This window comes from Sphingomonas leidyi, assembly GCF_011761945.1.
GTDB classification, from domain to species: domain Bacteria; phylum Pseudomonadota; class Alphaproteobacteria; order Sphingomonadales; family Sphingomonadaceae; genus Sphingomonas; species Sphingomonas leidyi.
Window position 1 is genome coordinate 1146508 of sequence record NZ_JAASQV010000002.1, and the last position, 19784, is coordinate 1166291.

20 protein-coding genes are annotated in these 19784 nt (G+C 67.6%); 12 read left to right on the forward strand and 8 right to left on the reverse strand.

All coding sequences use genetic code 11. From position 1 onward, the window contains the following. Window positions 1–20: 20 nt before the first annotated feature. From FHR20_RS15220 to FHR20_RS15240, 5 genes are read left to right on the forward strand one after another with little or no spacing between them, the layout of a single operon-like run. Window positions 21–317 (forward strand): YggT family protein, encoded by a 297-nt coding sequence (locus tag FHR20_RS15220; protein WP_167300551.1) that lies wholly within the window; start codon window positions 21–23, stop codon window positions 315–317. A gap of 7 nt (window positions 318–324) precedes the next feature. Then, entirely contained in the window at window positions 325–633 is a 309-nt protein-coding gene (locus tag FHR20_RS15225) for a DUF167 domain-containing protein (RefSeq protein WP_167300402.1), read from the forward strand. Further along, window positions 623–1498, forward strand: coding sequence for a bifunctional methylenetetrahydrofolate dehydrogenase/methenyltetrahydrofolate cyclohydrolase FolD (gene folD / locus FHR20_RS15230; RefSeq protein ID WP_167300403.1), 876 nt, complete (start codon window positions 623–625; stop codon window positions 1496–1498). Before FHR20_RS15225 ends, folD begins: the two co-directional genes overlap by 11 nt. After that, entirely contained in the window at window positions 1495–2106 is a 612-nt protein-coding gene (locus FHR20_RS15235) for a Cif family virulence factor (protein ID WP_208413600.1), read from the forward strand. Before folD ends, FHR20_RS15235 begins: the two co-directional genes overlap by 4 nt. Then, window positions 2103–2744, forward strand: coding sequence for a MarC family protein (locus FHR20_RS15240; RefSeq protein ID WP_167300404.1), 642 nt, complete (start codon window positions 2103–2105; stop codon window positions 2742–2744). Before FHR20_RS15235 ends, FHR20_RS15240 begins: the two co-directional genes overlap by 4 nt. 15 nt (window positions 2745–2759) lie before the next feature. On the opposite strand, the gene FHR20_RS15245 is transcribed toward FHR20_RS15240, so the two are convergent. Next, a complete protein-coding gene (locus FHR20_RS15245) occupies window positions 2760–4598 on the reverse strand; it encodes an AcrB/AcrD/AcrF family protein (RefSeq protein ID WP_167300553.1) in 1839 nt (612 codons plus the stop codon). A gap of 172 nt (window positions 4599–4770) precedes the next feature. Between FHR20_RS15245 and FHR20_RS15250 the strand changes: the two genes are divergently transcribed. Both FHR20_RS15250 and FHR20_RS15255 read left to right on the forward strand, forming a co-directional pair. Beyond that, the gene (locus tag FHR20_RS15250) at window positions 4771–5142 is read left to right on the forward strand and encodes a GtrA family protein (protein ID WP_167300405.1); all 372 of its coding nucleotides are present in this window, start codon (window positions 4771–4773) and stop codon (window positions 5140–5142) included. Window position 5143: 1 nt separating this feature from the next. Further along, window positions 5144–5872 (forward strand): class I SAM-dependent methyltransferase, encoded by a 729-nt coding sequence (locus FHR20_RS15255; RefSeq protein ID WP_167300406.1) that lies wholly within the window; start codon window positions 5144–5146, stop codon window positions 5870–5872. A 27-nt stretch (window positions 5873–5899) separates the two neighbouring features. Here the strand turns inward: FHR20_RS15255 and FHR20_RS15260 are convergent, their stop codons facing one another. Next, entirely contained in the window at window positions 5900–6928 is a 1029-nt protein-coding gene (locus FHR20_RS15260; RefSeq protein WP_208413602.1) for a glycosyltransferase family 2 protein, read from the reverse strand. A 434-nt stretch (window positions 6929–7362) separates the two neighbouring features. Between FHR20_RS15260 and FHR20_RS15265 the strand changes: the two genes are divergently transcribed. Both FHR20_RS15265 and FHR20_RS15270 read left to right on the forward strand, forming a co-directional pair. After that, window positions 7363–9597, forward strand: a complete 2235-nt coding sequence (locus FHR20_RS15265; RefSeq protein ID WP_167300408.1) for a TonB-dependent hemoglobin/transferrin/lactoferrin family receptor — start codon at window positions 7363–7365, stop codon at window positions 9595–9597. Window positions 9598–9617: 20 nt separating this feature from the next. Further along, window positions 9618–10571, forward strand: a complete 954-nt coding sequence (locus FHR20_RS15270) for a DUF6607 family protein (RefSeq protein WP_167300409.1) — start codon at window positions 9618–9620, stop codon at window positions 10569–10571. A 101-nt stretch (window positions 10572–10672) separates the two neighbouring features. Here the strand turns inward: FHR20_RS15270 and FHR20_RS15275 are convergent, their stop codons facing one another. Beyond that, window positions 10673–12697 (reverse strand): hypothetical protein, encoded by a 2025-nt coding sequence (locus tag FHR20_RS15275; protein ID WP_167300410.1) that lies wholly within the window; start codon window positions 12695–12697, stop codon window positions 10673–10675. Window positions 12698–12920: 223 nt separating this feature from the next. On the opposite strand from FHR20_RS15275, the gene FHR20_RS15280 reads away from it, so the two are divergent. Then, window positions 12921–13172 carry a hypothetical protein gene (locus FHR20_RS15280; protein ID WP_208413603.1) on the forward strand — a complete coding sequence of 84 codons (252 nt, stop codon included), beginning with the start codon at window positions 12921–12923 and terminating at the stop codon, window positions 13170–13172. Between the two features lie 42 nt (window positions 13173–13214). On the opposite strand, the gene FHR20_RS15285 is transcribed toward FHR20_RS15280, so the two are convergent. Both FHR20_RS15285 and FHR20_RS15290 read right to left on the reverse strand, forming a co-directional pair. Then, window positions 13215–15305, reverse strand: a complete 2091-nt coding sequence (locus FHR20_RS15285) for a RelA/SpoT family protein (protein WP_167300411.1) — start codon at window positions 15303–15305, stop codon at window positions 13215–13217. Between the two features lie 112 nt (window positions 15306–15417). Next, window positions 15418–15729: a CC_3452 family protein gene (locus FHR20_RS15290; protein WP_086127430.1), complete on the reverse strand. Its 312-nt coding sequence runs from the start codon at window positions 15727–15729 to the stop codon at window positions 15418–15420. A gap of 149 nt (window positions 15730–15878) precedes the next feature. On the opposite strand from FHR20_RS15290, the gene FHR20_RS15295 reads away from it, so the two are divergent. Further along, window positions 15879–16379, forward strand: a complete 501-nt coding sequence (locus FHR20_RS15295) for a winged helix-turn-helix transcriptional regulator (protein WP_167300412.1) — start codon at window positions 15879–15881, stop codon at window positions 16377–16379. 171 nt (window positions 16380–16550) lie between these two features. Further along, window positions 16551–17189, forward strand: a complete 639-nt coding sequence (locus FHR20_RS15300) for a hypothetical protein (protein WP_167300413.1) — start codon at window positions 16551–16553, stop codon at window positions 17187–17189. On the opposite strand, the gene FHR20_RS15305 is transcribed toward FHR20_RS15300, so the two are convergent. From FHR20_RS15305 to FHR20_RS15315, 3 genes are all read right to left on the reverse strand, one after another. Next, window positions 17186–17605 carry an acyl-CoA thioesterase gene (locus FHR20_RS15305; protein ID WP_167300414.1) on the reverse strand — a complete coding sequence of 140 codons (420 nt, stop codon included), beginning with the start codon at window positions 17603–17605 and terminating at the stop codon, window positions 17186–17188. The genes FHR20_RS15300 and FHR20_RS15305 overlap by 4 nt on opposite strands. Window positions 17606–17675: 70 nt before the next feature. Beyond that, entirely contained in the window at window positions 17676–18452 is a 777-nt protein-coding gene (locus FHR20_RS15310; protein WP_167300554.1) for a sulfite exporter TauE/SafE family protein, read from the reverse strand. Window positions 18453–18465: 13 nt separating this feature from the next. Next, window positions 18466–19671: an LL-diaminopimelate aminotransferase gene (locus FHR20_RS15315; RefSeq protein ID WP_167300415.1), complete on the reverse strand. Its 1206-nt coding sequence runs from the start codon at window positions 19669–19671 to the stop codon at window positions 18466–18468. Window positions 19672–19784 lie beyond the last annotated feature (113 nt).

Sequence of the window (19784 nt, forward strand, 5' to 3'; positions counted from 1 at the left end):
CATTGATCCCCTTCCTACTCATGATCCTCGACATCATCGGCTTCCTGTTGTCGGCGTTGAGCATCGTCATCGTCGTCCAGGCGATCCTGTCGTGGCTGATCGTGTTCAACGTGATCAACCTCTACAACGAGTTCGTCCGCTCGGTCTGGCAGGCGCTCGAAGTGATCACCCGGCCGATCTATCGCCCGATCCGCAGGATCCTGCCGGATTTCGGCGCGCTCGACCTGAGCCCGCTGGTGGCGCTGCTGATCATCTACATCCTCAACAACTTCGTCCTGCCGACGCTCGCCGCGCAGCTGGCCGCCACGGCCTATTGAGGCCGGGATGCCGGCCTGGCGGCGCGTTGCGGACGGGATCGAGATCGCCGTCCGGGTGACGCCGCGCGCGTCGCGCAATGCCTTTGCGGCGGGCACCGGCGAGCATTTCGCCGCCCGGCTTGCCGCGCCGCCGGTGGAAGGCGCGGCCAACGCCGCGCTGGTGCCGCTGGTGGCTGGTGCCTTCGGGGTGCCGAAGCGCGCCGTGACGCTGATCGCCGGGGATATGGCACGGCACAAGCGGCTTCGCGTGGAAGGCGATCCCGCGGCGCTGGAAGATATCGCGCACAGGCTCTATGGCGGGCCGCATGACGGCTGAGATCATCGACGGCAAGGCGTTCGCCGCGGGCCTGCGCGCCCGCGTGGCGGAACTGGTTCCCGCATTTCGCGAGAAGGCCGGCCGCGCGCCCGGGCTCGCCGTGGTGCTGGTCGGCGAGGATCCGGCCTCGGCGGTCTATGTGCGCTCCAAGGGCAAGCAGACGCGCGAGGCGGGGATGGAGGGCTTCGAGCACAAGCTCGGCGCCGACACCACCCAGGCGACGCTGATCGCGCTGGTCGACAAGCTCAATGCCGATCCCGAGGTGGACGGCATCCTCGTCCAGCTGCCGCTGCCCGGGCATATCGACGAGCAGGCGGTGCTCACCCGGATCGATCCGGACAAGGATGTCGACGGCTTCCACCCGGTCAATGCCGGGCGGCTGGCGACCGGGCTGCAGGGCTTCGTGCCCTGCACGCCGCTCGGCTGCCTGATGCTGCTCGAGGACAGGCTGGGCGATTTGAGCGGGCTCGACGCGGTGGTGATCGGCCGCTCCAACATCGTCGGCAAGCCGATGGCGGCGCTGCTCACCCGGGCGAGCGCGACGGTGACGCTCGTCCATTCCAGGACGCGCAACCTGCCGCATTACCTCAAGCACGCCGACATCGTCGTCGCCGCGGTGGGCCGCGCCCATTTCGTCAAGGGCGAGTGGCTGAAGCCGGGGGCGACGGTGATCGACGTCGGCATCAACCGGACGGACGAGGGCCTGGTGGGCGATGTCGATTTCGACAGTGCGGCGAGCGTGGCGGGCGCGATCACGCCGGTGCCCGGCGGGGTGGGGCCGATGACGATCGCGTGCCTGCTGCGCAACACCCTGGTTGCCGCGCACCGCAATGCGGGCGTGCCGCTGGCAAAGGGCGCGATATGATCCTGGCCGCGCTGATCCTCCAGGCCGCCGCGCCGCCGAGCGCGGTCGATGCCGAGCGCGCGTTCAACGCCGCGGCGCAGGCCAAGGGCCAGTGGACGGCGTTCCGCGCGTTCGCGGCCGAGGATGCGACGATGTTCGTGCCGCAGCCCGTGCAGGCGCAGGCATGGCTCAAGGATCGCAAGGATCCGCCGAAGTCGATCGAATGGTGGCCGATCGAAAGCCATGTCTCGTGCGACGGCAAGTTTGCGGTGAACACCGGCGGGTGGAAGCTACCCGAGGGCAGGGTCGGCTTCTTCAGCACCGTATGGCGGCGCGAGGCCGAGGGCGGCTGGAAATGGACCGTCGATAGCGGCGAACTGCTCGAGACTGCGCGGCATCGCCCCGCCGAACCGAATCTGCGCCGCGCTTCCTGTGCGGGAAAACCGGTGCAGCCGCCGCGGTTCGGCTATCGCGAAGGACCAAGCGAGAGCGGCGCCTCGCCCGACGGGACGCTCGCCTGGCATTGGCACGTGTCGTCGAGCGGCGCGCGCCGGTTCCTCGCCTGGATCTGGGACGGCAAGGCCCTGGTGCAGGTGATCGACGACAAGATCGCGGCATCCGGCAAATGATCGAGCTCTTCATCTCCGCCTTCGTCACCTTCTTCGTGGTGATCGATCCGCCGGGCTGCGCGCCGATCTTCGCGGGGCTCACCGCCGGCACCAGCGCGGTGCATCGCCGGGCGATGGCGGTGCGCGCGGTGGTGGTTGCCGCGGTCATCCTGTTCGGCTTCGCGCTGTTCGGCGAGGTGCTGTTGCGGGCGCTCGGCATCAGCCTCAACGCCTTCAAGATCGCCGGCGGCATCATGCTGTTCCTGATCGCGCTCGAAATGGTGTTCGAGAAGCGCACCGAGCGGCGCGAGGACCGGGCCGAAAAGGTGAAGGCCAGCGAGCCGACCGACATCTCGATCTTCCCCATGGCGATGCCGATGATCGCCGGCCCCGGCTCGATCGCCTCGGTGATGCTGCTGATGTCGCAGAACAACGGTTTCGAGCGCACGACGGTGGTGCTCGCGGCGATGGCGGCGATCCTGCTGCTCACCATGCTGGCGCTGCTCGCGGCCGGCCCGCTGATGCGGGTGGTCGGCGCGAAGATCGAGGCGGTGGTGTCGCGGTTGCTCGGCGTGCTGCTGGGGGCGCTGGCGGTGCAGTTCGTGATCGACGGGATCAGCGCCGCGCTGGTCGCCGGGCGGGCGGCGACGGGGCATTGAAGCTCCGGAAGGGGCTCAGCGTTTCGCGGGCACCGGCGGCGCATTCGGCAGGTCGTAGCGGATCCGCCACAGCTTGAACGGCAGCGGCTTGCCCGGCTGGACCTCCCGCAGCGGCACCGGCTCGAGCCAGTTCGGCACCTGGCCCTTGGCCAGCGCCGCATAGAAGCCGTTCGGCCCGCGGCTGCGATAGAGCGTCGTCTCCGACATGTCCGGGCAGACCAGCAGATACTGCGCCTTGTGCGCGGCGGCGATCGGCCGGAAGTTCGGCGTCGCCCAGGTGAAGGCGTGGTGCACGTCGAGGATCGCGCGGCCGTTGCGGTGATAGGGGCCGGCGATGCCGCTGTGATGGGTGACGGTGATCAGCCGCGGGCCCAGGTCGACATGCGTGAAGACGATCCCGGCGGGCACGTCGTCGAGCACGCGCAGATTGCTCATCCGCGCGCAGGCGGCATTGGCGGCGGCGACCTTGTCGGGCGGTGCCGGCTTGCCCGGCCTGGCGTCGTTGCCGGCGGAGAAGAAGGGGACGACCAGCCCGGCCCACAGGCCCGAGAGCAGCAGGAAGGCGAAGACCGTGCCGAACACGCGCACGAGGATGCCGAGCAGCCGTGCGGGGCCCTCGCCGATCCAGCGCGCGAAGGGGGCACGGATGCCCAGGAACCAGGGCACCGCCACTGCCAGCAGCGCCACCGATCCCGGCACGGCCAGCAGCTGCGCGGCAGGCGCGGCACGCACCTGCCAGAGGAGCATCGCGCCGGCAAAGGCCGTAAACAGCGCCACGGCGGCCCAGCCGACAAGCGCCTCGCCGCGGCGCGCGCGCCAGGTGGCGAAGAGCGCGCCCAGGATGCCGATCACCGGCAGCACCGCCATGGGAAAGGCGGTCTTGAAGGCGTGCTTGTAGATCGGCCGCGCCTCGCGGACATTGTTGAGCCAGGTGTTGGCGAGCTCGTCCGAGACCTGTTCGGGCCGGCCCAGGCATTGCGGGAACAGCAGCGCGAAACCGGCGACGATCGCCGCGCCGGCCAGCGCGGCCAGCGCGAGGCGGAGCCGGCGATCGGCCGGGTTGCAAAGGGACAGTGCGAAGAGCAGGGCGCCGGCGGCGACCATCACGGTCAGCCAGACGGGCGTGAGCGCGTCGCAGCGCATCGCCTGGTTGGCATTCGAGGCGAAGAGCGCGAAGCCGAGCGCCGAGCCGCCGCCGAGCGTCAGGCCATAGACCTGCATGCGGCGCACGTCCGCGCGGTCCCAGATCCAGCGGAGCGCGATGATCGCGCCGGCCATGGCGCAATAGGGCAGCATCTCCAGCCCGATGGTGAGCGAGGCGGCGCTGGACAGGCCGACAACGGCGCCGCCGCGGGCGCGGCGCGGATCGGCGAGGCCGGCGACGGTCATGGCCAAGAATGCCAGCTGCCAGCCATGATGGTCGATCCGCATCGGCGCGAACATCGACATGGTGGAGGCGCAGCCCATCAGGACGATCAGCGCCACCGGCCAGGCCCAGGGCGCCACGAGCCGGCGCACGGCGAGCGAGAGCCCGGCCATGGCGAGCGCCAGCGGCAGCAGCGGGGCAAGGCCGCACGCCCATTTCTCGGCGGTGGCGGTGCCGACGAACGGCTTGAAGGCGAGGATCAGCCCGGCGATCGGCAGGTCGACCAGGCGCGACCAGTGGATGTCGAACCCGCCCAATGCCGGATCGAGGCGATATTGCCGCAGATCGTACCAGCCCTGGCCCGCCAGCCAGGCGCGGACCTGCATCAGGCGCATATTGTCGTCGGTGTCGCCGAGCAGCAGCCAATAGATGTTGCCCTGCCGGTCGTGGAGGAACCAGGCGACCACGCAGAACCAGAAGAGCGCCATCCAGCGCAGCCAGTTGCGGTCCAGTTCTCGGTCGAGGCGGAACCCGCCCTTGGCTTCTGGCGTCAAAATCGCTTCCCTCGCTCCGCGCCACGCATTAGGGCGACCGGCGGTTCTTGGGCAAGCGATTGTGACGGCTGTAATCAGGCGATTTGAAGAGATGTGGGCGAATGGCGTGTTCGGGCAGCTCGTGCGCTTCGGCATCGTCGGGCTGGCGTCGACCTTCGTCTATGCCGTGGTCTATTGGCCGCTCGCCACCTATGCGATCCCGCCGGTGCTCGCCTCGATCGCAGGCTTCCTGGTCGCGGTGGTGTTCGGCTATGTCTTCCACAGCCGCTGGAGCTTCAAGGGGCACGAGGCCGAGGGTGGCATGGGCACCCAGTCCAAGTTCGTCGCGGTCCAGTCGGTCGGCATGGCGATGAACGCCGCCTTCACCTGGGTGATCACCGGGCCGATGCACCAGCCGACCTGGGTGCCCTTGCTCCCGGTGGTGTTCGTTACGCCTGTCATTACCTTCGCGCTCAACCGCTATCTGGTGTTCAAATAAGATGGACCGCATCGTCTACGAGCGCATGGCAGCGCACGACACCACCCACTGGTGGTATCGCGCGCGCCGCGAGATCCTTTCCGACTATCTGAAGCGCTACGCCCATATTCCGGGCGGCGCGCGCATCCTCGAGATCGGCTGCGGCACCGGCCATAACCTGCCGATGCTGGCCCAGTTCGGCGAGATCGACGCGATCGAGATCGACGAGATCGCCGCCGCCAAGGCGAGCGAGCGGCTGGGCAAGCAGGTGGGCGCCTCGCCGCTCCCGGCGCTGACGGGAGTCGAGGACGGCAGCTATGACATGGTCGCGGTGCTCGACGTGATCGAGCATGTCGAGGACGATGTCGCGGCGCTGCGGGCGATCGCGCGGGTGCTCAAGCCTGGCGGCAAGATTCTGATCACCGTGCCGGCGCACCAGTGGATGTGGAGTGCGCACGACGTGGTGAACCATCACAAGCGCCGCTATTCCAAGGCGACGCTGACCGCCGCGCTGCAAAGGGCGGGGCTCGGCTGGCAGAAGCTGCGCTGGTTCAACTCGCTGCTGTTCCCGGTGGCGGTGGCGGCGCGGCTCGTCGGCAGGCTGACCGGCAAGGACGACAGCGACGATTCGCCCCCGCCCCGGCCGCTCAACGCCGCGTTCGAAGCGGTGTTCGGGATCGAGCGTCACATCCTCGGCCGGCTGCCGATGCCGCCGGGCCTGTCGATCATCGTGCTGGCGTCGCCCAAGTAACCTGGGCCCGGCCAGCCGCGCGGCGGATCACTCCGCCTTTTCGCCCCGCGGCGTGACCGGCGAGACGCTGACCTCGCCCGAATCGGCATAGCGATAGCCGAGCGACGCATGGCCCATCACCGGGCCGGCGACGTCCGCCACGATATAAAGCGGCCGGCGCTTCGATTCGACATAGAGGCGGCCGAGATACTCGCCGATCATGCCGAGCACGAACATCTGCACCGCGCCCAGCACGACGACGACCAGCATCAGCGATGTCCAGCCGGGAATCGCCGCACCCATCAGGAAGCCGGCGAAGATATAGAGCACCAGCAGCGCCGACAGGCCGGTGAGCACCAGGCCGACATGGCTGGCGAAGCGCAGGGGCGCGGTCGAGAAGCCGGTGATCGCGTCCAAGGCGAAGCGGATCATCTTGCCGAGCGGATATTTGCTCTCGCCGGCATGGCGCTCGTGCCGGTCATAGGGGAAGGGCACCTGCTTGAAGCCCACCCAGGCGACCATGCCGCGGATGAAGCGCGCCTGCTCCGGCAGCGACAGGAAGGCGTCGAGCGCGCGCCGCGTCATCAGGCGGAAATCGCCGGTGTCGAGCGGGATCGGCGTGTCGGTGATCCGGTCGAGCATGCGGTAGAAGAAGGCGGCGGTGATCTTCTTGAAGATCGTCTCGCCGTCGCGCTTGCGGCGCACCGCATAGACCACGTCGGCGCCCTGCGAGCGCATCGCGGCGCGCATGTCGGCGAGCAGTTCGGGCGGGTCCTGCAGGTCCGCATCGATGATCAGGATCTCCTCGCCCGCGCACAGATCCAGCCCGGCGGTGAGCGCGAGCTGATGGCCATGGTTGCGCGAGAGATTGATCGCGACGAGGCGCGGGTCGCCGGCGGAGAGGCGCTGCATCACGTCCCAGCTCCTGTCGCGCGAGCCGTCGTTGATCAGGACGATTTCATAATCGTCGCCCACCGCGGCACGGGCCGCGCCGGAGACGCGGCCGTGCAGCATCTCGAGGCACGCCTCTTCATTGTAGCAGGGGATGACGACGGAGAGCTTGGGCCGTTTTTGCATGACCGGACGCTCTAGCGTCGCGATGCGCCGCCGTCGAGCGGGGTCAGCGCATGCCGGCTCCGCCAAGCGGACGGTTTCATATGCCGACATTGGCGCTGTTCATGCGAGTCGCAGGAGGGCGGGCTCCGCAACGGAACGGTTCGCGGAGAGCGCTGCGTCGTGCAAGCGGACGGTCGTGGCCGCGGAAGTTCATACGGCCCGGCGCCGGGCGCGGCGAAACCCGCGCATTCCCGGGCGCTCCGCCATGCTGTGCTGGTGATCCGCCGAGACAAGGAGCGGCCCGGAGGCACTCCCGGCAATAGCGGAATCCGGGCCCGTAGGACAGGCGCCGCCCTGCGATCGGCCTTCGCTACCGGGTTGACGCTGCCGCGTGGGCCTCCTAACGCACATCGCGATTGAGAATCACTTGCATTAGCATAAAGGGGTTTTGGAGCATGGGGCGGTTCAGTGCGCTGGGGGTGAGCATGTTGGCATTGGCGGCGGCATTGCCGGCCCAGGCGAAGGACGAGCAGGAGAAGAAGCCGGCCGCGGCGCAGGAGTCGACGATCACCGTCACCGCCACGCGCATTCCGGCCGACGTCAAGGAAGTGCCGGCCACGGTCACGGTGATCGACGACCGGAGGATGGCCGACGAACTGACCACCGACATCAAGGATCTGGTCCGCTACGAGCCGGGCATCAGCGTGCCGCGTGGCCCGACCCGTTTCGGCGCGGCGCTGGGCACCACGGGGCGCGCCGGCAATGAGGGCTTCGTCATCCGCGGCATCGGCGGCAATCGCGTGCTGATCCAGGTGGACGGCGTGCGCGTGCCCGACGGCTTCAGCTTCGGCGCGCAATCGACCGGGCGCGGCGACTATGTCGATCTCGGCCTGGTCAAGTCGGTCGAGATCCTGCGCGGCCCGGCCTCGGCGCTGTACGGCAGCGACGGCCTGGCCGGCGCCGTCAGCTTCACCACCAGCGACCCTTCGGATTTCCTGCAGGGCGGCAAGAAGGTCGGCGGGCTGGCGCGCGCCGCATATAGCTCGGCGGACAATGAATTCTCCGAGACCGGCGTGGTTGCCGGCCGCTTCGGTGATCTCTCGGCGATGGTCGCCTATACCCGCCGCGACTATCATGAACTCGACAACAAGGGCACGACCGGCGGCATCGGCACGGCCCGCACCGAGCCCAATCCGCAGAACGGCCATTCGAACGCCGCGTTGGGCCGGCTGGTCTACGAGCCCGACGCGCACAGCCGCTTCCGGATTACCGGCGAATATGTCGGCAGCCGTCTCTTCACCAATGTGCTGACCGGCCTGACCCCGCTCCCCGCCACCGGCACCACGATCGACCTGTTGCAGGCGCGCGATACCAGCCGGCGCGGCCGCATCGCCGGCGACTGGACCTGGCACGGCGAAGGCACGCTCGAATTCGCCCGGCTGAGCGGCTATTGGCAGAACAGCAAGGATCGCCAGTTCACCGACGAGGACCGCAGCCCCGTCGCCGATCGCGAACGGCTCAACACCTTCGAGAACCGCGTCTATGGCGCATCGGGTGAAGTGCGCCTGGGCTTCGGCGCGGACGACGGGCTGCGCGCCAAGCTGACGCTGGCGGGCGACATCAGCTGGACCAACCAGAAGGGCCTGCGCGACGGCGTGGTGCCGCCGGCAGGCGAGACCTTCCCGACCCGCGCCTTCCCCGTGACCGATTACATGCTGGCCGGCCTGGTCGCCGCGGCGGAAGTCTCGTTCGGGCCGGTCACGCTCTATCCGGCACTCCGCTTCGACGCGTACAGGCTGACGCCGGAGAAGGATCCGCTGCTGCCGACCTTCGCCGCTTCGGGGCAGGACGGCTCGCGCGTCTCGCCCAAGGTCGGCGCGGTGATCAAGCTGTCCGACGGCGTGCGGCTGTTCGCCAATTACGCGCAGGGCTTCAAGGCGCCCGAGCCGAGCCAGGTGAACAATTTCTTCGCCAACCCGCCGGTCGGCTATACCAGCATCGCCAACCCGAATCTGAAGCCGGAGAACAGCGAGAGCTTCGAGGGCGGCTTCCGCTATTTCAACACGCTGGTCTCGTTCGACCTGACCGGCTTCTATGCCCGCTATCACGACTTCATCGACCAGGTGGAGACCACCGGCCGGCCCTTCCCGTCGCCAGCCAATCCCTGGATCTACCAGTGGCGGAACCTGGGCGGAGTGAAGATTCGCGGCATCGAGGCGCGGGCCGAGGTGCGGCCGGCGCGGGGGCTGAGCGCCACGCTGGCGGTCTCCTATGCCCATGGCGACACGATCGGCACCAACGGCGCCAGGCTGCCGCTCCAGTCGGTCGATCCGCTCAAGGCGGTGGCCGGCATCGGCTATGACGCGGCCGACCGGCGCTTCGGCGGCCGGCTGATGGCCACCTATGGCGGGCAGAAGGAAATCGCCCGGACGCGCGGATCGGGCTGCTATGCGGCCACGGCCGGCGCGGTGCCGAACTGCTTCACCGGCAGCGATTTCGTCACCTTCGACATCACTGCCTATGTGCGCGTGGCCGAGGGCGTGACGGTGCGCGGCGGCGTGTTCAACCTGACCGACCGCAAATACTGGCTGTGGCAGGACATTCGCGGCCTGGCCGCCAGCTCCACGGTGCGTGACGCCTATACCCAGCCGGGCCGCAACGGCTCGGTGTCGATCAGCTATCGTTTCTAACCGCTTCTGAGGACCAAGACATGAAGCAGCTTCTTCCGATCGCCCTGTTCCTGCTGGCGCCGGTGCCGGTGCTCGCCCAGGCGGCGCCCGCCCCGGCCGCCCGGTCCGCCTTCGAGGCCGACCGGGCCGACATCCTCGCCATGGCGGGGACCTACAAGGTGAAGTTCGACATGCAGGAGAGCACTTCCTGGCGCGCCGACTACGCCCCGATCCCGGCCAAGGTCTCGGGCGGCGACGAGGTCGTCCGGGTGATCGAGGACAAGGGCACGGCGATCCGGCTCCAGCACCTGCTCGTCGTCGACACGGGCGACGGCAAGAAGATGGTGATCAAGCATTGGCGCCAGGACTGGCAATATGAGCCCGCCAGGGTGCTGGTCTATTCGGACCGCGATGCCTGGACCTGGGCCGAGGTGCCTGCCGCCGAACGCAAGGGCGCCTGGTCGCAGACCGTCTATCAGGTCGACGATTCCCCGCGCTATGGCGGCTGGGGCAGGTGGAGCGAGGTCGGCGGCGTGCGCCGCTGGGAATCGAACCGCAGCTGGCGGCCGCTCGCCCGGCGCGACGCAGTGCGCGGGCCCGTCTATGACCGCTATCTGGGCGTCAACCGCCACGCCATTGCGCCGGCCGGCTGGATCCACTGGCAGGACAATCTGAAGATGGACGGCAAGACAGTGCCGGTCGTCCAGGAATATGTCCTCAACAGCTATACGAAATTCGCGGGCTTCGACGTGAAGGCGGCGGACGATTATTGGGCGGCGACCAAGGGTTATTGGGCCGCGATCCGGGCCGAATGGGATCGGATCGCCACGGCCAAGGGCGGCATCCGCATCACCGAGGAAGCCGATCACGGCACGGTGATCGCGGGCCGGGTGCTCGAGATCGCCGACGAGATCCAGCAGGGCAAGACCAGCGAGGCGGACGGGATCAAGACCGCCCGGGCGCTGATGGACCAGGCCACCCGGGCCGCACGATAGCTTCCCCCCTCGGGAAAGGCCCGCTTTCCTTGGTCGGAGCGGGCTGGGGGCGAGCACGGTTCCCAAGCCCGTGCTCGCCCCCCTTTTTCATCCAGGCCGGGCTATTGGGCGAAGAACTGCTGCACCACCATGTAGCTGGCGCGCGGCGTGAGCTTGTCGGCGACGCCGCCGGTGAGCCAGCCGTCGCTGGCGATCGCCGGATCGGTGGAGTTCCGGCCGACGGGCAGGACCGAGCAGAGGCCGAACCATTCCTCTTCCCAGCAGGTGTAGAATTGCGCATTCGCCGGCCCCCAGGGCGCAATGGGGGCGTCGCGGAAATCGTGCACGCCGGCCGCCGTCTGGATCGTCGTCGGGTCCGTGACCGTCGGGTCCATCCATTTGTACCATTCGTCGGAGAATTCGAAGACCTGGACGCCCTGGAGGAGCTGGTTGGCGGGAGCGACCGAGTCGTTGCCCACCTGGAAGCCGGCGGCTGCCTGGAGATAGGCGTAGAGCGCGACTGCGGGGCCGGCCGCGGCCGGGGGATGCTTGGGGGTCCGCAGCGCTTCGAGCAGCGCCCCGTAGATCGTGGCGTCCAGCTGCATCCAGCTGGGCGGCGGCAGGCCGGGGCTGGCGGGATTCTGGGGCACGCCCTGGAAGAGCCAGTAGTTCCCCGTGTCGCTATCGTACGCGACCAGCCCGCCGGCATTGTAGGTGGGGTTCTCGGTGAAGAAGGTCGTCGACGTCCGCGCCGTGCTGGTGGTGGTGACGACCGCCAGGCTTTCCTGGCCCAGCACCGTGCCGGATATATAGGGCGAGAGGACCGCCGCGCCGGTGGTCGAGTCCCAGGTCGCCAGTTCGCCGTTGGGATTCGCCACATAGGGATCGTTGCCGCCCAGCGTACCGAAGCCGGTATTCGCGACCTGGGTGAAGCGCATCGCCTGGGGAATGCCGATCTCGCTCAGCACCACCGGCGCCATCGGCAGGCCGGCGGCCTTGCGCCCGCTCAGATAGGCGATGATCGGCGTGAGCGTGGTGGGTGCCGCGTAGAGGTTCCAGCCCCATAGATCCAGGCCATAGACATCGGTGGCGTAGGCGGGATTGTTGCCGGTGGCGGTCGTGGTGATGTTGCCCTTGCTGTCGACATAGAGCGGCTCGGTGGCCGGTGCGGAGCCGCCGGGAACGGGCGGCGAGACATATTGGACCAGCTGCGTCGTCAGCGTGGCAGTGTCGTCCTGCATCGCGGCCAGGGTGAGCTTGTTCGGCGCGCCCTGCTTCAGCGCCGCGCCCACCGCGTTCAGGAAATCCCAATATTCGCGATACTCATAGGTGCCGCTCGCGGTGGGCTGGTTCGTCTCGTTGGTGACGTAGAAGCCGGCCAGAGCGGGGTGGTGGCCATAGCTCTGGCCGAGCCAGGTCGCCGTATCGAGATAATATTGCTGGACCTGGGTATATTGAGAGCCCGACGCCGGCGCCGGGTTCGTCGAATAGAAGGCAGCCGTCGACACGCCGACCGACAGGAACACGTAGATCGGATCGACTCCGCCGTTCCAGCACATGTCGAGAAAGACGTCGTGGCAATAATGATACCAATAGGGCGGCGCCTGCTTGTCGCTCGCTCCCGCGGGCATGTAGGTCGGATATTCCTGGCCGTTGGCCGGGACGTAGCGGATCGGGCCGAGCGCGGTCCAGTCGATCGTGGCGTTGCCGGCCGAAGGCACCACGGGCAAGGCGTTGCCCGGGGCCGACAGCGTGAAGGGCGGCATGTTGAAGCTGCCATAGACGCCGATATTGTTGGCGCCGAGCTTGCGGATCAGGCCGTTCGGCCCGACGTCGCGGTCCCAGATCGGCTGGTACATGATCATGGTCGTGGCATCGGTGCCGGGGTTCTGCATGCCGATATAATAGAAGTCGCCCATCGGCGATCCGGCGGCGCCGCCATTGATGTCGAGCGGCGTCGGCTGGTAGCGCACGCCCTTGAAGACGAAGGGCTGCGGGGTTCCCGCGACGCCGGACGCGACCTGCGCGACCATCACCTGGCCGTTCGAGACGCTCCATGCGGTATCGGCATCCGGATAGAGGCCGGAATGGCCGACGGGCTGCTGGGGCGGCAAGGGGGGTGGGGGTGGAGATGGAGGCGTGGCCATGATCTTCCTCTCGCTGTCACCGGACGCTCGCGGCGAGCGCCGGTCCGGATGGGCGAGCGGAAGGGCGTGCGCGATTCATCGGGGTCCGGGTGTCATGCGCATGTGAAACCGGCCCCCGCCGCTCATCGCCAGTCTAGCCGGGCGCGGGACGGATACGAAACGAAGTTGGCAGCGAAATGGTGGCTTATGGCGGGGCCTGCCGATCGGGTCGACCACCTTCACGGTGCAGACCGAGAATTTCCGCGAGATGGGCAATGCCGTGGACCTGGCGCACCGGATCGGTGCAAGCCATGTCTATTTCGGCCGCATCACCAATTGGGGGACCTTCAGCCCCGACCAATATGCCGAAACGGCGGTTTTCCTGCCCGGCCATCCGGACCATGCCGAATTCCTCGCCGCGTGCCGCGATCCGCGTTTGCGCGACCCCATCGTGTGCCCGAGCGATCTGGACGAATTCATCCACGGGCGGGCCTGAACGGGCCCGCGTCGCGGCGGGCCAATCCGAGCCCGGCCTGGTTTAGGCCCGTTCCGCCGAGCTCACCGCGTCCGCCGCGCGCAGTGCCGCCAGCAGGCGCATCAGGTGCGCCGCGTTGCGCACTTCCAGGTCCATCGTGTTGGTGTGGAAAGTGGTGTCGCGATTGTCCATGCGCAGGCCGAGGATGTTGGCCTTGTGCTGGCCGATCAGCGTGGCGACCGCGCCCAGCGCGCCGGGCTCGTTCTTCAGCGTGATCTCGATCTGGGCGATGCCGCCCTCGGCCTTGTTGCCCCAGGTGAGATCGACCCAGTCTTCCTCGGTGGTGTCGGCCAGGCTGGGGCAATCGATCCGGTGCACTTCGATCGGCTCGCCGGCCCGGCGGATGCCGACGATGCGATCGCCCGGCACCGGGCGGCAATCGACCGAGAAGTGGAACGCGACTCCCGGGGTGAGGCCCTTGATCTCGATCGCGTGCTGCTGGGGCGGCAGGTCGTGCTCGTCCTCGCCTTCGGTCGAGCCGGGCATCAGCGCTTCCATCACCTGGAAATCGGTGAACTGGCGGCGGGCGATCGCTTCCATCAACGAAGCCTCGTCCTGCAACTTGAGGCGCTTGAGCGCATCGGGGATCGCGCTGTCGCCCGGCGGGGTCGGCAGGCGCAGCACGATCTCGTCATAGAGCTTGTGGCCGAGTGCGATCGTCTCCTCGCGCTCCTTGTGGCGGATATGGCGGCGGATCGCCGCGCGCGCCTTGCCGGTGATCGCGAAGTTGAGCCAGTTGGCCTGGGGCTCCTGCGCCTTGGAACGCAGGATCTGGACCTGGTCGCCCTGCTCGATCTCCGTGCGCAGCGGCACGACGCGGCCGTTGATCTTGGCGCCGACCGCCTGGTCGCCCAGGTTGGAATGGACCGCATAGGCGAAGTCGATCGGAGTCGCGCGCTTGGGCAGCTGGATCAGTTCGCCCTTGGGCGTGAAGGCGAAGATCCGGTCCTGATACATCGCCATGCGGGTATGCTCGAGCAGCTCCTCGGGGCTCTCGGCATGTTCGAGGATCTCGATGAGGTCCTTGATCCAGCTGACCTGGGTATCGGGCCGGACGTTGCTGGCCTTGTAGGCCCAGTGGGCGGCGAGGCCATATTCGGCCTGGGCGTGCATGTCGCGCGTGCGGATCTGGATCTCGATGCGCGTGTCGCCGGCATGGATGATGCTGGTATGGAGCGAGCGATAGCCGTTGCGCTTCGGCGTGGAGATATAGTCCTTGAACCGGCCCGGCACCATCGGCCAGCGGCGGTGGATCACCCCGAGCGCGCGGTAGCATTCCTCCTCGGTGTCGACGATCGCGCGAAAGGCCATGATGTCGCTGAGCTGCTCGAGCGACACGTGGCGCTCGGACATCTTCTTCCAGATCGAATAGGGATGCTTCTCGCGCCCGGTGATCTCGGCCTCGATGCCGCCGCGCGAAAGGAGGAGCTTGAGGCCCGAGGCGATCTTGGCGATGCGGTCCTCGCCTTCGATCTTCAGGCTGTCGAGCCGCTTCTCGATCGATTCATAGGCTTCGGGCTCGAGCTCGCGAAAGGCGAGCGTCTGCATCTCCTTCATGAACTCGTACATGCCGATCCGCTCGGCGAGCGGGGCATAGATGTCCATCGTCTCGCGGGCGATGCGCTTGCGCTTGTCGGGATTCTTGATGTGGTGGAGCGTGCGCATGTTGTGCAGCCGGTCGGCCAGCTTGACGAGCAGCACGCGGACATCGTCCGACATGGCGAGCAGGAACTTGCGGAGATTCTCGGCGGCGCGCTCGCTCTCGGTCTGCGCCTCGATCTTGGAGAGCTTGGTGACGCCGTCGACCATGCGCGCGACATTGTCGCCGAATAGGCGCTGGATGTCCTCGGGCGTGGCCACCGTGTCCTCGACCGTGTCGTGCAGGATCGCGGTGACGATCGTCTCGTCGTCGAGATGCAGGTCTGTGAGGATGCCGGCCACTTCGATCGGGTGGCTGAAATAGGGGTCGCCGCTGGCGCGCTTCTGGGTGCCGTGCGCGTTGACCGAGAAGACATATGCCCGGTTGAGCATCGCTTCATCGGCATCGGGGTCGTAGCTCAGGACCCGGTCGACAAGTTCATATTGGCGCAGCACGGGATCTAAGATGGGGCCCGGTGCTGTTGCTTTGCAATAAATTTGCGCGTCTTGCGGCGCTTTTCGTGCGGAGCCGGCCACTTCGACGGCGAAGCGGCCGGCTCCGATCGACTCAATTCGCCTTGGCGTTGCACTTTTCGAGCGCGGCCGCATCGAAATCGGCGCCGTTGGCGCGGAAGGCCGAAAGCTTGCCGACTTCGCGGGCGACGAGCTCGCAGACGATGCCGTCACGCGCGTTCGCCTTGGCGGCGGTGCAGGTGCCGGCGCCGCACTTCCACAGCGTCGAGCGCGTGACGAGGCTGGTCTTGGCAGGCGCGCTCACCGGAGTCGCGGAATAATAGCCGTTCGGGGCACCCTGCGCGATGCCGGCAGCGGGGACGAGGGCCAGCGTGGCCGCAGCCGCTGCGGCGAAGAAGCGGGTCATGGGAAATCCTCCTGGGGTCAGAACCTGCAGCCTGGGCTGCAACCCGGTTTTTAATTGACATCAAAGTAAGTTGCAACGAGAAACTTTTGCTGCGGCGCAAGAAGTTACGGCATTCCGTAGCGTCGGCTTTTACGGTAGGATGACAAGTTATGGGTGGTGCCATTCGAGAGTCGCTGCGCCAGCTGGCGAATGACTGCAGCCTGCCGGCGGCGCTGGAAGCGATGGGCGAACGCTGGTCGTTCCTGATCCTGCGCGGCTCGTTCAACGGGCTGCACCATTTCGAGGAATTCCAGTCCGAGCTGGGCATTGCGCGCAACATCCTGGCGAACCGGCTGGCCCGGCTGGTCGACAAGGGCATATTGCAGCGCCAGCCCTGTGCCGACGATCGCCGCAAGATCGAATATCGCCTGACCGACAAGGGCTATGCGCTGCTGCCGGTGATGATTTCGCTCCGGCAATGGGGCGAGCGCTGGGAGACGGGCGTGCCGGCCTTTCCGGTGCTGGTCGATGCGCGCGACAGCTGCCCGATCCGCCAGGTCCAGGTGTTGAGCCATGACGGGCGCGTGCTGGGCAAGGGGGACTTGCTCTGGGCGCTGGCCGAGGATGTGGTGCACGAGGACGAAGCGGCCGAAGTGAAGGCGGCGGAATAGGGGCGCCTTGCTGGCCAAGTCCAATTGCGGCATGATTGTGTCGCAATAGAGGCGGGATCGGTCAAGGCGATGGCGTTGCGCGGGCTTGGTTCGACAGGGCTGTTGTGCGCCGGCTTGCTGGCCGGATGCACGCTGGGCTCGGACCAACCCTTCATCCCCCGAGGCGATACCGTGCCCGGCCTTGCCGATGGCGACTATCAGCGGTTCATGATTGCCGGCCCGGCGAAGATGCCCGCCGCCATCCGCAGGGATTGCGTGACACCGGGCTATGTCTTCCCCATGCCGGACGAGCGGGGCAAGCGGCGGAGCCGCCAGGTGCAGCCGACCTATTGTCCCTATGACGGAGCCCAGCGGCTGCCGCTCATCCGGCTCGCCCGCGAAGGCGATGGCTATTGGCTGACGGCGCCCGACCGGCGGCTCAACATCCGCTTCAAGCTGTTGCGCCATGGCATCTATCTCGTGCAGTCGGACGATCCGGAAGGCGATGGCCTGCGCTACGGCTATGCACTGACGCGCGAGGCGCCGGGCGGCATCGATATGGCGCTGCTCAACTGCGATTATTTCCCTGCGCTGAAGTCCATCCACGAGACCGATACCGCCAATGCGGCCGAGGAAGTGGCGATCGAGCCGGAAACTGCGCCAGCGCCCGAGCCCTCCGCTGCGCCGGGGCCAGGCGAAGTGCTGCCCAGCCAGCACGGGGACTGCCGGGCGCCCTCGCTGGCGGCAATCCAGCCCGAGCTCGATAGGGTGGTCGATCGCTTCGCGCAGGGGCGCGAGATCGTCTGGTTCCTGCTGCGGCGCGTGGTCTAGCCCCCTAGCCCCTCCAGCCGCACGCGCACATTCTCCGGGATCGGCTTGGACTTGCGCGTCGCCAGGTCGACATGGACGCTGACCATCTCGACCTCGGTATGGAGTTCGCCGGTATCGGCGTGGCAGAGTTCGATGCGCATCGTCATGCTCGACGTGCCGACTCGCTCGACCCGGGCGAAGCCCTCGACCATGTCGTCGAACACGAACGGCTTCTTGTAGTCGATGGCGGCGCGGACGACGTTGAACTCGGCATCGAGCCAGTCGGGGCCGATATCGCCCAGATCGGCCCAGCGCCAGAACTCGCCGAGCGTGACGTCGGCATATTCGAGATAGCGCGAGTTGAAGACGATCTTCTGTCCGTCGATCTCGGAATAGCGGACGCGGAAGCGGGTGGAGAATTGGAAGCCGGGACGCATTGCGGCGAGGTGGCGCGAGGAAGGGGGCGCGTCAACTCCCGCTTCGCCGTTCCCGCGCGGGCGAGGACACCTAGCTCAGCAGCCTCAGGCCGACGATAGCGAGCACCGTCGCCAGGATCGGCACCAGCACGCGCTCGGAGATGCGCGTCGCGATCAGGCTGCCGATCACGATGCCGGGGATCGAGCCGAGCAGCAGCGCGACGAGCAGGCCCGGGTCCACCGATCCCATCGTCCAATGGCCGATGCCGGCGATGAAGGTGAGCGGCACCGCATGCGCGATGTCCGAGCCGACCAGCCGCGCCACCGGCGCGCCGGGATAGAGGACGAGCAGCGCCGTCATCCCCAGCGCGCCCGCGCCCACCGAAGTGAGCGAGACGAGCACGCCCAGCACCGCGCCCAGCACTATGGTGAGGCCGGCGATGATGCGCCCGTCCAGCCTGGCGAAGCGCTGTCCCGCCGCGCGCACGATGCGGGTGCGGAAGAACAGCGCGATCGCAGTGAGGATCAGGGTGACGCCGAGGATCGCCGAGATCAGATGCCCGGTATCCTGGGCGCCGCGATGGGCGGCGTTGAGGAACAGCAGTGTGGTGATCGTCGCCGGGACGCTGCCGGTCGCCAGCCGCCGCACCACCCGCCAGTCGACCGATCCGCGCCAGCCATGGACGACGGTGCCCACCGCCTTGGTGCCCGAGGCATAGAGCAGGTCGGTGCCGACGGCGGTGGCCGGGTGGAAGCCGAAGACGAGCACCAGCAAGGGCGTCATCAGCGATCCGCCGCCGACGCCGGTCAGCCCGACGAGCAGGCCGACGAGCACGCCGGCAAGCGAATAGAGCGGATCGACGTGCAGCACCGGCCCGGGCTCAGCCTGCCTTCGCCGCGGTGTTGACGCCCATCGACTTGAGATACTGCTTCACGTTGCGCGCGGCCTGGCGCAGGCGCTGTTCGTTCTCGACCATTGCGATGCGCACATAGCCCTCGCCATTCTCGCCATAGCCGACGCCCGGCGCGACCGCGACCTTGGCATGGGTGAGCAGCTGCTTGGAGAATTCCAGGCTGCCCAGATGCGCCAGTGCCGGCGGCAGCGGCGCCCAGGCGAACATGCTCGCGGGCGGGGAGGGGATTTCCCAGCCCGCGCGACCGAAGCTCTCGACCAGCACGTCGCGGCGCTTGTGATAGAGTTGGCGATTGGCCTCGACGATGTCCTGCGGGCCGTTGAGCGCGGCGCAGGCGGCGGCCTGGATCGGCGTGAAGGCGCCATAGTCGAGGTACGACTTCACGCGCGTCATCGCCGCGATCAGCTGCTTGTTGCCCACCGCGAAGCCCATGCGCCAGCCGGCCATCGAATAGGTCTTGGAGAGCGAGGTGAACTCGATCGCCACGTCCTTGGCGCCCTTGACCTGCAGGATCGACACGGTCGGCTTGCCGTCGAAATACAGCTCCGAATAGGCGAGGTCGGAGAGGATCCACACCTTGTTCTCGCGCGCCCAGGCGACGAGCCGCTCGTAGAAGGCGAGGTCCACCGTCTCGGCGGTCGGGTTCGACGGATAGTTGACCACCAGGATCGAGGGGCGCGGCACGGTGAAGGCCATCGCCCGCTCGAGGCTTTCGAAATAATGTTCGTCCGGCGTGGTCGGCACCGCGCGGATCGTGGCGCCGGCGATGATGAAGCCGAACGTGTGGATCGGGTAGCTCGGGTTGGGCGCCAGCACCACGTCGCCCGGCGCGGTGATCGCGGTGGCGAGGCTGGCCAGGCCCTCCTTCGAGCCCATGGTCACGACGACTTCGGTCTCGGGATCGATGTCGACGCCGAAGCGGCGGGCGTAATAGTTGGCCTGGGCGCGGCGCAGGCCGGGAATGCCCTTGGACTGGGAATAGCCATGGGCATCGGGCTTGCGGGCGACTTCGACCAGCTTGTCGATCACGTGCTGGGGCGGCGGCAGGTCGGGATTGCCCATGCCGAGATCGATGATGTCCTCCCCTGCCGCACGCGCCGCTGCCCGCATCGCATTGACTTCGGCGATGACATAGGGGGGCAGGCGCTTCATGCGGTAGAATTCTTCGGACATTTCCTCGTCTCTCAGGGATTGGAGCGCGGCACGAACTTGTGCCGTGCACATGTCCTACGCCATGTTCGCGCCTGCGGGAATGACGAGTTGCCTGTGGTGCGCTAAAGCGGCGC

Excerpts from the sequence above, each read along its gene's own strand:
- FHR20_RS15255 (WP_167300406.1), top strand. The coding sequence starts at position 5,144 with ATGGACCGCATCGTCTACGAGCGCATGGCAGCGCACGACACCACCCAC.
- FHR20_RS15275 (WP_167300410.1), bottom strand. The coding sequence starts at position 12,697 with ATGGCCACGCCTCCATCTCCACCCCCACCCCCCTTGCCGCCCCAGCAG.
- FHR20_RS15220 (WP_167300551.1), top strand. The coding sequence starts at position 21 with ATGATCCTCGACATCATCGGCTTCCTGTTGTCGGCGTTGAGCATCGTC.
- FHR20_RS15240 (WP_167300404.1), top strand. The coding sequence starts at position 2,103 with ATGATCGAGCTCTTCATCTCCGCCTTCGTCACCTTCTTCGTGGTGATC.
- folD (WP_167300403.1), top strand. The coding sequence starts at position 623 with ATGACGGCTGAGATCATCGACGGCAAGGCGTTCGCCGCGGGCCTGCGC.
- FHR20_RS15290 (WP_086127430.1), bottom strand. The coding sequence starts at position 15,729 with ATGACCCGCTTCTTCGCCGCAGCGGCTGCGGCCACGCTGGCCCTCGTC.
- FHR20_RS15270 (WP_167300409.1), top strand. The coding sequence starts at position 9,618 with ATGAAGCAGCTTCTTCCGATCGCCCTGTTCCTGCTGGCGCCGGTGCCG.
- FHR20_RS15265 (WP_167300408.1), top strand. The coding sequence starts at position 7,363 with ATGGGGCGGTTCAGTGCGCTGGGGGTGAGCATGTTGGCATTGGCGGCG.
- FHR20_RS15225 (WP_167300402.1), top strand. The coding sequence starts at position 325 with ATGCCGGCCTGGCGGCGCGTTGCGGACGGGATCGAGATCGCCGTCCGG.
- FHR20_RS15305 (WP_167300414.1), bottom strand. The coding sequence starts at position 17,605 with ATGCGTCCCGGCTTCCAATTCTCCACCCGCTTCCGCGTCCGCTATTCC.
- FHR20_RS15315 (WP_167300415.1), bottom strand. The coding sequence starts at position 19,671 with ATGTCCGAAGAATTCTACCGCATGAAGCGCCTGCCCCCCTATGTCATC.
- FHR20_RS15235 (WP_208413600.1), top strand. The coding sequence starts at position 1,495 with ATGATCCTGGCCGCGCTGATCCTCCAGGCCGCCGCGCCGCCGAGCGCG.
- FHR20_RS15245 (WP_167300553.1), bottom strand. The coding sequence starts at position 4,598 with ATGGCGCTCTTCTGGTTCTGCGTGGTCGCCTGGTTCCTCCACGACCGG.
- FHR20_RS15295 (WP_167300412.1), top strand. The coding sequence starts at position 15,879 with ATGGGTGGTGCCATTCGAGAGTCGCTGCGCCAGCTGGCGAATGACTGC.
- FHR20_RS15260 (WP_208413602.1), bottom strand. The coding sequence starts at position 6,928 with ATGCAAAAACGGCCCAAGCTCTCCGTCGTCATCCCCTGCTACAATGAA.